Origin of the sequence: Streptomyces durbertensis (genome assembly GCF_014156695.1) — a bacterium.
GTDB lineage: Bacteria > Actinomycetota > Actinomycetes > Streptomycetales > Streptomycetaceae > Streptomyces > Streptomyces durbertensis.
This window is the reverse complement of record NZ_WMLF01000187.1, coordinates 1-10081: the sequence shown is the minus strand read 5'-3', so window position 1 is coordinate 10081 and position 10081 is coordinate 1. Positions and strand designations below refer to the sequence as shown.

General features: G+C 70.9%; 10 protein-coding genes and 1 pseudogene. 3 read left to right on the top strand and 8 right to left on the bottom strand.

Features of this window, described 5'->3' with window-relative positions; all coding sequences use genetic code 11:
- From GL263_RS14285 to GL263_RS14255, 7 genes and pseudogenes are all read right to left on the bottom strand, one after another.
- Nucleotides 1–912, bottom strand: a pseudogene (locus GL263_RS14285) (type VI secretion protein); the annotation flags it as partial.
- Nucleotide 913: 1 nt separating this feature from the next.
- On the bottom strand, nucleotides 914–2368 hold the full coding sequence (locus tag GL263_RS14280) for an ATP-binding protein (RefSeq protein WP_182856076.1): 1455 nt from the start codon (nucleotides 2366–2368) through the stop codon (nucleotides 914–916).
- Nucleotides 2369–2383: 15 nt separating this feature from the next.
- Nucleotides 2384–3934 (bottom strand): SCO6880 family protein, encoded by a 1551-nt coding sequence (locus GL263_RS14275; RefSeq protein WP_182856075.1) that lies wholly within the window; start codon nucleotides 3932–3934, stop codon nucleotides 2384–2386.
- Nucleotides 3931–5241, bottom strand: a complete 1311-nt coding sequence (locus GL263_RS14270; RefSeq protein ID WP_182856074.1) for a hypothetical protein — start codon at nucleotides 5239–5241, stop codon at nucleotides 3931–3933. Before GL263_RS14270 ends, GL263_RS14275 begins: the two co-directional genes overlap by 4 nt.
- Nucleotides 5231–6049 carry a DUF8175 domain-containg protein gene (locus GL263_RS14265; RefSeq protein WP_182856073.1) on the bottom strand — a complete coding sequence of 273 codons (819 nt, stop codon included), beginning with the start codon at nucleotides 6047–6049 and terminating at the stop codon, nucleotides 5231–5233. The genes GL263_RS14270 and GL263_RS14265 overlap by 11 nt, the downstream gene beginning before the upstream one ends.
- A gap of 246 nt (nucleotides 6050–6295) precedes the next feature.
- Nucleotides 6296–6514 carry a hypothetical protein gene (locus tag GL263_RS14260; RefSeq protein ID WP_182856072.1) on the bottom strand — a complete coding sequence of 73 codons (219 nt, stop codon included), beginning with the start codon at nucleotides 6512–6514 and terminating at the stop codon, nucleotides 6296–6298.
- Nucleotides 6478–6648, bottom strand: a complete 171-nt coding sequence (locus GL263_RS14255; RefSeq protein WP_182856071.1) for a hypothetical protein — start codon at nucleotides 6646–6648, stop codon at nucleotides 6478–6480. The genes GL263_RS14260 and GL263_RS14255 overlap by 37 nt, the downstream gene beginning before the upstream one ends.
- Before the next feature lie 172 nt (nucleotides 6649–6820).
- Between GL263_RS14255 and GL263_RS14250 the strand changes: the two genes are divergently transcribed.
- The 3 genes from GL263_RS14250 to GL263_RS14240 all read left to right on the top strand — a co-directional run bounded on the left by GL263_RS14250 (nucleotide 6821) and on the right by GL263_RS14240 (nucleotide 9203).
- A complete protein-coding gene (locus GL263_RS14250; RefSeq protein WP_228456498.1) occupies nucleotides 6821–7069 on the top strand; it encodes a GntR family transcriptional regulator in 249 nt (82 codons plus the stop codon).
- Nucleotides 7070–7155: 86 nt separating this feature from the next.
- Nucleotides 7156–7968 (top strand): alpha/beta fold hydrolase, encoded by an 813-nt coding sequence (locus GL263_RS14245; RefSeq protein ID WP_182856069.1) that lies wholly within the window; start codon nucleotides 7156–7158, stop codon nucleotides 7966–7968.
- A 23-nt stretch (nucleotides 7969–7991) separates the two neighbouring features.
- Nucleotides 7992–9203 carry a VanZ family protein gene (locus tag GL263_RS14240; protein ID WP_182856068.1) on the top strand — a complete coding sequence of 404 codons (1212 nt, stop codon included), beginning with the start codon at nucleotides 7992–7994 and terminating at the stop codon, nucleotides 9201–9203.
- 3 nt (nucleotides 9204–9206) lie between these two features.
- Here GL263_RS14240 and GL263_RS14235 read toward each other — a convergent pair whose 3' ends face one another.
- Nucleotides 9207–10079, bottom strand: coding sequence for an endonuclease/exonuclease/phosphatase family protein (locus GL263_RS14235; RefSeq protein WP_182856067.1), 873 nt, complete (start codon nucleotides 10077–10079; stop codon nucleotides 9207–9209).
- Nucleotides 10080–10081 lie beyond the last annotated feature (2 nt).

The following is a 10081-nucleotide window of genomic DNA, read 5'->3' as shown; positions in this document are numbered from 1 at the left end:
AGTTGTGTATAAGAGACAGGGGTCGTAGAGGTGGGTGGGGCCCAGCTTCTCGCGGGCGCCGACGGTGTCCAGCCAGAGGGCGGGGTCGGAGGTGACGACGACGAGGGGGCCTTCGGCCGCGTGGACGGCGTCGCGGGGGTCGTTGTCGGCGCGCAGGAGCAGAGCCCCGGGAGTCGGCCGGCCGGGGAGGGGCGGCGAGGCGGACACGACGGGCGTGACGGGCGATACGGGCGTGACGGGTTGGCCGGTTGTCGCGGGAGGTGCGGGCTCGGGGACTGTTCGCCGGGGCGGGGTTTCCACAGGCTGGGGATGAAGTGCGGTGGCGGCGCCGTCACTCTTCTCCGCCTGCGTCCCGGGCGTGGGCGCCTCGCTCTCCGGAGCTGGACGGGGCGGAGGCGCGGAACCAGGAGCCGCCGAAGCAGGCGAGGACGTGCCCGACGTCAGGAGGTCGGCCGTCTCCTGCCCGGGGGTTGGCGTCCGGGGTGCCGGCGGCTGTGTGACGCCTCGGCGGCGGGCCTCGCGGCGGGCGCGGCGGCGGGCCACCGCGCTCATCACAAAGAGCGCCAGCGTGAACAGCACCATCAACTGGCCGATGAACACGCCCCAGAAGAGCCCGGGGCGGGCCATCGCGGCGGCGTCGCTGGCCGGCCAGGCGGCGGCCGGGTCGGCCGGGTCGCCGATCAGCGCGCGGACGGCGAGTGCGCTGCGTCCGATGCTGACGCCGTCCGGCCAGCTTCCGGTGGCCAGCAGCGCGGACAGGCCGGCCGCGGACCACACCAGCACGGTCGACGAGAGCAGCACGCCCAGCAACGTCAGCAGCAGCCCGTCCGGGATGCCGCCCGCTCTGCCGCTTCCGGGGTCACCGCTGCCGCCGACCGGGCCGGTGGTGGTGACGTTGTGGTGACTCGGCATGTCATGCCACCGTTTCGTCCGCCGTCGCGTGCTTGTCGAAGGAGAGTGCCCGGGACTCCGTCTCCCGCTCGTAGGCCTCGTCGATGGCGTCGAGGGTGGTGGCCGGTGTCCGGCCGTCCGCCGCGGTGGCCGTCGGCGGGGTGGACGTCGACGACTCGGTCATGGCGCGGTCGGTGAAGACGAGGGGGCGTTCCGCCTCCGTGACGAGGTGCTTGACCACCTGAACGTTTCCGTTGACGTCCCACACGGCGATGCCGGGGGTGAGTGTGGGGATGATCTCGACGGCCCAGCGGGGGAGGCCGAGCACCTGGCCGGTGGCGCGTGCCTCGTCCGCCTTCTGGGCGTAGATGGTGCGGGTGGAGGCCATCTTGAGGATCGCGGCGGCCTCCTTGGCGGCCGCGCCGTCGACGACGTCGGACAGGTGGTGCACCACCGCGACGAAGGAGAGTCCGAGGCGTCGGCCGAACTTGAGCAGCCGCTGGAAGAGCTGCGCCACGAAGGGGCTGTTGATGATGTGCCAGGCCTCCTCCACCAGGAAGATGCGCTTCTTCCGGTCGGGCCTGATCCAGGTGTGTTCCAGCCACACGCCGACGATCGCCATCAGGATGGGCATGGCGATGGAGTTGCGGTCGATGTGGGAGAGGTCGAAGACGGTGAGCGGCGCGTCGAGGTCGATGCCGACGGTGGTGGGGCCGTCGAACATGCCGCGCAGGTCGCCGTCGACGAGCCGGTCGAGGACGAGGGCGACGTCCAGGCCCCAGGAGCGGACGTCCTCCAGGTCGACGTTCATCGCGAGCGCCGAGTCCGGTTCCGGGTGGCGGAGTTGTTCGACGATGTCGGTGAGAACGGGTTGGCGGCCGACGACCGTGGAGTTGACGTAGGAGTGCGCGACCTTGAGCGCGAAGCCGGCCCGTTCGTCGAGGCCGTGGCCGAGGGCGACCTCGATTATCGTGCGGAGCAGGGCGAGTTGGCCGGTGGTGGTGATGGACGGGTCCAGCGGGTTGAGGCGGATGCCCTGGTCGAGCGCGGCGGTCGGGTCGAGGCGGACGGGCGTGATGCCCAGTTCCTCCGCGATCAGGTTCCACTCGCCGACGCCGTCCTCGCCCTGCGCGTCGAGCACCACCACCTGGCGGTCGCGGAAGCGGAGTTGGCGCAGGACGTACGTCTTCTCCAGGGCCGACTTGCCGTTGCCGGACTCGCCGAGCACCAGCCAGTGCGGGGCGGGGAGTTGCTGCCCGTACAGCTGGAACGGGTCGTAGATGTACCCCTTGCCGCTGTACACCTCGCGGCCGATGATCACGCCGGAGTCGCCGAGGCCGGGCGCGGCCGTGGGCAGGTACACGGCCTGGGCCTGCCCGGTGGAGGTCCGCACGGGCGCTCTGGTCGTCTCGGCGCGGCCGAACAGGAAGCTGGTGAACGCCTCGGTGATCAGTGACAGCGGATCAAGCCTGGCCATGCGCTGCTCGCCTCCTCAGCGTCGGATTCCGGTGGCGAACGGCAGGGTGTTGACAAACGCGCGGTGGTGTTCGCGGTCGCACCACTCCAGCTTCAGGAAGCTCTTGCCGGCGGCGGCCCGGATGGTCCGCTTGTCGCGGGCCAGGTCGTCCGGGTTGCGGGACGACACGGTGAGGTAGCCGACGAGGTTGACGCCCGCCGCGCCGCTGGCGAGGTCCTCGCCGCGCTGGTCGACGCGTCCGTGGGCGGCGATGTCCCGGGGGTCGATCGTCCGGTTCATCTTCGCCTGGCGGCTCGCCTCGGCCTCGTCGTTGGTCTTCTCCGTCAGCATCCGCTCGATGGCGACCTCGGTGGGTTCGAGGTCCATGCACACCGCGACCGTCCGGATCACGTCCGGGGTGTGCACGAGGAGCGGAGCGAGGAAGTTCACCCCGACGGGGGTCATCGGCCACTCCTTCACCCAGGCCGTCGAGTGGCACCACGGTTCGCGGGTCGACGACTCGCGGGTCTTCGCCTGGAGGAACGTCGGCTCGGTGGCGTCCAGTTCGGCCGGCCAGGCGTTGCGCCTGGTCATCGCCTGGATGTGGTCGATGGGGTGGTCGGGGTCGTACATCGAATGGATGAGGGAGGAGAGCCGGGCCTGGCCCAGCGGCTGCCGCACCCTGATGTCGGCCTCCGCCAGCCGGGCGCAGATGTCCGTCAGCTCCCGCGTCATGATCAACGCGAGGCCCTCGTCCTTCGACAGCTTCCTGCCACGTGTGCTGCGGCCGGCCTTCGCGATCGTCGCCGCCTCCGCCGCCAGCTCACGGCCGTACTGCATGCAGGCGACCAGGTAGGCGCGGTGCTGCTCGCTGGAGGTCGACACCATCGACTGCAGCTGCTCGTAGGAGTCCTGCAGCCAGTCGGGCGCCCGCTGGTCGCCGCGCTGCGCCACGTCCTTGGCGTGCGCGTCCGGGTCGGCGGGCAGGGTGCGGGCCAGCATCTGCAGCCGGGTGACGTAGCCGTCGCCGTTCGCCACGTGCTTGAGCAGCGTGCCGAAGCGGTCGACCAGCGCCTCCTGGTCCTCGCTGTCCCGCAGACCTACGCCAGGCCCCTCGATCTCGATCGCCGCCGTCACCGTGCGGCGGTCGGCGTGCAGCAGCACCGCCACCTCGTCCGGGCCGAACGGCGCCGACATCCAGGTGATCCGGCCCACCCCGGGCGGCGGGCCGATCTCCACCTCCCGGCCGTCCAGGCTGATACCCGCCTCCGCCGCGTCCGAACGGTACACAGCGTCTCCCTTCCGCAGCAGCCGGCGGTAGGAACGTTTGATCTCGAACCAGCGGTAGAACGTCCGCCCGCCGTACGGGACGTACACCGCGGCCAGCGCCAGCATCGGAAACCCGACCAGCAACACGATCCGCGCCGACAGCACCGGCACCAGCAGACCGCTCATCATCCCGAGGAACGCCCCGACGACGATCAACGCGATCTCGCCGGTCTCCCGGTTCCTGCCGATGACGGCGTTCGGACGCGCTCGCCCGATCGTGTAGGTACGGCGGGGGGCGACGAGGTGGGGAGTCGTCACCGATCACCTCCGGAGTTGCTGCTGTTACCGGTACGCGGACCCGGCGACTGACGCGGCGGAGCAGCCGCGCCGCCACGGCCGCCGTGCGCGGCCACACCGCCGGAGACGGGGTTGGGCTGCTTCGGCTGCGCCGGCTGGCTCTGCGGCGGCACCCCGCCACCGCGGGCCGAGTGGGTGCTGATGCCCTGCCGCAGCATCGCCGCCGGCGTCGACACCGCCGCGACCGCCTTACGGGAGGCCGGGTCGGCGGACGCGTTGCGGTGCTTGACGATCTCGTCCCCGAAACCCGGCACGAAGCGGTAGATCATCGCGGAGGCGAAGATGGCGAGGATGATGATCGCCAGCCCGGAGACGATCGCCGAGAGAGCGGTGGGCCCGTCACCACCCGTGGCCAGCGCCCCCGCCAGACCCAGCACGATCACGATGACCGGCTTCACGAGGATCACCGCGATCATGATCCCGGCCCACCGGCGCACATGCGACCACAGGTTCTTGTCCACCAGGCCCGAGTAGACGACCACACCGAGCAGCGCCCCCACGTACAGCAGCGCCGCCCTGATCACCAACTCCAGCCACAGCACCCCGGCCGCCAGCACCGACACCAGCGACACGACGATCAGCATGATCGGCCCGCCGCCGATGTCCTCACCCTTGGCCAACGCCTCGGAGAACGACCCGAAGAACTTGTCCGTCTGGGAACCGGTACCCGCCGCGATCACGTCCGTCACCGCGTCGGCGGCCGACACGAGCGTGTACAGGATCAGCGGCGTGAACGCGGACGCCAGGACCACCAGCCACAGGAAGCCGATCGCCTCCGACAACGCGGTCGTCAACGGGACGCCGCGGATCGCCCGCTTCGCCACCGCCAGCAGCCACAGGACGAGCGTCAGGATCGTGGAAGCGGCGAAGACCACGGCGTACTGGCGGAGGAACGCCGCGTTCGTGAAGTCCACGTCGGCCGTCGCCGACACCGCCTCCGACAGCTTGTCCACCGTCCACGCGGCGGCCTCCGCACACCCCTTCGCCAAGGAGGACAAGGGGTCCAGCGTCTCCAGACGCTGCGACCCCCCACCGCCACCGCCGCCAGAGGAGGACTCGCCGTTCTCGCAGTACTCGCGCGCGGGGCCGCGGACCAGACCACAGGGGTCGTCACTGCTCTCCGGGCTTGGTGACGGGGAGGGGGACGCGCTTTCCTCCGGATCCGGGTCCGGATCGGCGGCGGCGTTTGTCGCCGCGCCGAGCAGAAGCGCGGGGACCGCTGCCACCCCAGCCGTGAGAGTGAGGACGCGATGGCGGTTACCTGGCATAGGTGAACCCTCCGAACCTCTCTACCGCGTCGGCCATCTCATCGGCTGACGAGGCCCGTTGATCACGGCCGACGGGTGCCGGGCCGTCCACCTGCTTGAAGTCGACGATCTTCCAGTCTCCGTCGACCCATTCGAGGTCGAAGGTGTTGGTGTACCAGGCCTCGGTCACGGGATTCTCGGAATCCTTACCGGCCAGGCCGAACAGGGTCGAGTACCAGACCTCGACCTTGGCGTTCCGGCCGTTGAACTCCAGCGCGTTGGTCCCTACTGGCGAGACCCGTGAGACGAAGGTCATGCCACGGGGTGCGCTTCCGTCCTGAGTGAGTCCGATGCGGCCGAGGAAGCCACTGTCGCTGTACACCTCGTTGATGTCGTCGCGGCGCTTGGCAGCGACCTTTGGGGAGTAGACGGCGTCGACGATCCGCGCTCTGCGGTCGGCGTCGTACATGCCGTCGCCGCCAAGCGCCACCGCGTAGTTCGCGGCGGCGCTCTGGGCGCCCTGCTCGGTGCGGGCGAACCCGGAGGGGATGCCGTCGGCCCCGCTCCCGACCGGCTTCACGCCGGTCGGCGCGGTCGGCTGCGCCTGCTCACGCCCCTCGCCGCCCCGCCCGTCGTCGTCTCCCGCGCGGGTCGCCACGGCGATGGCGCCGATCAGCAGCATCACCACGCCCACGACCATCAGCACGTTCCGCCCCGGCCGCATCGGCGCCGAACGTGCGGCACCGCTCTCGGTCTCGGGCAGGCGCGTACGGGTGCCCTGGCGGCCACTTCGAGCATGGCCGTATTCGTCGTCGCCGCCGAAGCTCATGCCGCGCGTGCCCCCTCAAGCCGAACCGCCTACCGCCGTCGGACCATTGTCGCCTCTTCGAAGGTAGCGGGGGCACCGGCTCCGCGTGGCGTGTGGACGCAATCTGAGACCCGTTCCCGACCTTTGAGGGGGTGTGGCGGGGAACGGGCCTGGTGTCAGAGCGTCAGGAGAAGGAGCAGAACCGCGAGGAGGCCGACGGTCAGGGCGGTGAGCGCCATGGCTGCGACGAGGGTGCGCGTCTGCGGGTCAGGAGCCATCGGCCGCCTTTTCGAGGGGGAGTTCGGCGTGTTTCCGGTGCAGCGGGCACCGGCAGGGCGGCAGTGCCATGGTGAGGTCGAGCGGGTTGGCGTCCTCCCCGGTCAGTACCCGTTCCGGGCGGATGGTGCGGCGTTCGCCGGTGACGCGGTTGACGGAGTAGACGCGGATCCTCAGCACGGCGTCGCCGGGGTGTGGAAGAGCTGCCACGCCGCTTGGTCGAAGTCCCGCTCCGCCGCGAGGAGATAGGGGCGGACGAGCGGGGAGGCGTCGCCGTCCAGCGGCTCGTGGTGGCGTTTCGGCTCGTGCCGCCACAAGCCGCCGAGGGCGGTACTCTGCTGCATGTCGACCTGCCTTCCAAGTATTCAGGTTGGCCACGCCCCGGGACTGTTGCTGCAGTCGCCGGGGCTTCGCGTTCATGCACGATAGGGCCGCCTATTAAGACCTGTCAATACCTGGGAATTCCTATTAGCTCCTATGTTCGCCTGGTCGTGCATGTGTACAGTCCTGCCTGCTATGGACTACGACCCGAGGTTCCCGAAGTGGGTGCAGATCGCCGACGTAATCCGGCAACGGATCTACAGCGGTGAGTACCCGCCTCGTCACCTGATCTCCGAGGTTCGGCTGGAGCAGGAGTTCGCCACTTCGCGCCCGACGATCCGAAAGGTCACGAAGGCTCTGCGCGAGGAAGGGCTGATCACCACGCACACCGGCATGGGCTCTTTCGTCACCGACGGCCCGCACGAGCGTCCCGCCGACGAGTGACGGCCGGTCAGGGCCTCGCTTGCCGCCCCCGCCGCGTTCCGGCAGGCTTCGAGGCCAGTGATCGTTCCGATTGCCAGGAGGCCCGGATGCCAGAGCTCCGCGTCAACGGGGTCCGGCTCTTCCACACCGACGAGGGCGTGGGCGAGCCGCTGGTCTTCGTGCACGGCTCCTGGACCGACCACAACGGCTGGCGAACCGTCGCCTCGCGGTTCGCCGACTCACGCCGCGTCGTGACCTACGACCGGCGCGGACACAGCCTCAGCGAACGTCCTCCCGGCCCCGGTTCGCGCCAGGAGGACGAGGACGACCTGGCCGCCCTGATCGAGACGCTCGCCCTCGGGCCGGCTCATGTCGTGGGCAACTCGTTCGGCGCGGCGATCACGCTGGGCCTGGCCACCCGCAGACCGGAACTGTTCCGTTCCGTCGTCGCTCACGAGCCACCGCTGTTCGCCACCGTCGCGCAGGACCCGAAGCTGCGACCTCTGATGGAAGAGGCGCGCCGCCGCGTCGACGCGGTCCTCGCCACCCTGGAGTCCGGCGACATGGCGGGCGGGGCCAGGCAGTTCGTCGAGGAGATCGCGTTCGGCCCCGGCGGGTGGGCCAAGCTCCCGCCGGCACTCCAGCAGACCTTCGTCACCAACGCCGCCACCTGGATGGACGAGCAGGCGGACCCGACGTGGCCGCACCTCGACGTCGACGCTCTCGCGCGCTTCCCCGGGCCGATCCTCCTCACACGCGGCACCGAGAGCCCGCCGACCTTCGGCGCCGTCGTCGAACAGCTCGCCGACCACCTCCCGCACGCCCAGCTCCACACGTACGCCGGTGCCGGCCACCTCCCGCACGTCTCGCACCCCGACGAGTACGTGCGAACCGTCACCACGTTCCTCCAGCACCGCTAGCAACCCCAGAAGGCGCCATCCCCGTGTTCGAGACCTACCTGCTCCCGGTCGAGGCGGCGGTGTCGCTGTTCCCGCTGGTCGTCGCCCTCATCATGGTCCCCGTCGCGATACGCGGCTACCGGCGGCGCGGCCGGGCGGGCGGTTGGCCGGTGCTCGTCTTCTACAGCTTCGTCTTCTACCTGATAGCCGCCTTCCTCCAGACGGTGATGCCGCTGCCCGTCGACACCGACGGCCACTGCGCGACGACCCGCTACGCGGAGAGCCCGCAGCTCGACCCGTTCGCGTTCCGAGGCACCATCGCCAGCGCGGCCGACGGCGACCGCTCACCCGCCCACCTGCTCACCCTCACGCCCACCTGGACCACCATCCTCAACGCCGTGCTGCTCCTGCCGCTCGGCGTCTACCTCCGGTACCGCCTGCGGCGCGGCCTGGCCGCCACGGTCGTGCTGGCCTTCCTCACCTCGCTGTTCTTCGAGATGACCCAGTTCACCGGGCTGTGGTTCGTCTACGAGTGCCCCTACCGGCAGTTCAACGTCGACGACCTGATCCTCAACACGGCCGGTGCCGCCGCCGGGTGGCTGCTCGCGGCGCCACTCGTCCGCCTGCTGCCCGTCAACGACCCGCTCGCCGAACGCGACCGGTACTGGAGCCGCGTCACCCTCACCCGCCGCGCGCTCGCGTTCCTCGCCGACCTGGCCGGCTGGCTTGTCGTGTGGACGCTGAGCACCGGCCTGCTGGCCGTCGCCACCGACTGGACGACCGGCCGTGACCACGCGTTCACGATCGGCACGGCGCTCGGCGCCCTGTGGTTCTGGCTGCTGCCGCTCGTCGCCGGCAGCACGCCCGGCAAGCGGGCCGTACTGCTGCGCGTCGCCCGCCCGGACGGCGGGCGCGCCGGCCCGCTCCGCGTCACCGTCCGCACGTGGATCGTCTACGCGCCCCTGGCACTCGCCTGGCTGACCCTCGCCGACCGCACCTCGGCGCTCACCCTGCCCGACGACGCGAGCCGCCTCCTGCCCTACGCGGCCGCTGCCCTCGCCGCCCTCGTCTGGGGCCTCGCCGTCCCGTCCATCGTCCTGGGCCGCGACCACCGCGCCTTCTACGAACGCTGGTCCGGCACCCAGAACGTCGCCCTCCGCACCCGCCGCGACCGCCGCACCGAACCGGCCCCGCCACCGGACACCGCCGCCGACAACCACCCCTCGACGACCGGACCACCGCCCTCCGGACGCTAGGAGTCAACGGGCAGAGAGCGTGGCGAGTACCGGCAGGTGATCACTGCCGGTGGCAGGCAGCGTACGGATCCGGGTCACGGCCATGGAGCGGGCCATGACGTGGTCGATACGGGTCAGCGGGAGGGCGGCGGGGAAGCTGAAGCCGAAGCCGCGTTCCGCCACGTTCATCCGTGACGTCAGCGGCGCCAGCCCCCGGTCCTCGACCGGCCCGTTGAAGTCACCCAGCAGGACGACCTTCTCCGTCTTCTCGGCCGCGATAGCCTCGCCCAGCAGACGGGCGCTCTCGTCCCGCCTGGAGGACGCGAACCCGCTCGCCCGCACGCGTACCGACGGCAGGTGCGCGACGTATGCGGCCACCTCGCCGCGCGGCGCCTCGACCACGGCCCGCATCCCCCGACTCCAGGGCTCGGTGATCTCTCTCGGCTTGATGTCCACGAGGCCGGCCTCGGTGAGGGGATACCTCGACCACAGTCCGACGGTGCCCCGAACCGCGTGGTACGGATAGTCCGGCGCGAGGACCTTCCTGTACACCGGTAGCGCGTCCGGCACCAGCTCCTGGAGCCCGATGAGATCGGCCCCGGTGTCGGTCAGCGCGCGCGCCGTACCCGCCGGATCGACGTTCTCGTCGCTGACGTTGTGCTGAACCACCACGAGGTCGCGCGGACCGGCCGCCGCCCCCGGCAGCAGCAGACCACCGAACAGGTACGTCCACGCCGCCACCGGCAGCAGCAACGCCACCAGGGCGACAACCGACCGACGCACCAGCGCCACCCCGAGCAGCACCAACACCACCACGCCGGCCCACGGCAGGAACGCCTCCACGAGACTCCCCACCCGGCCCGGCCAGTTCGGCACCGCCCGGTGCCCCACCAACACCC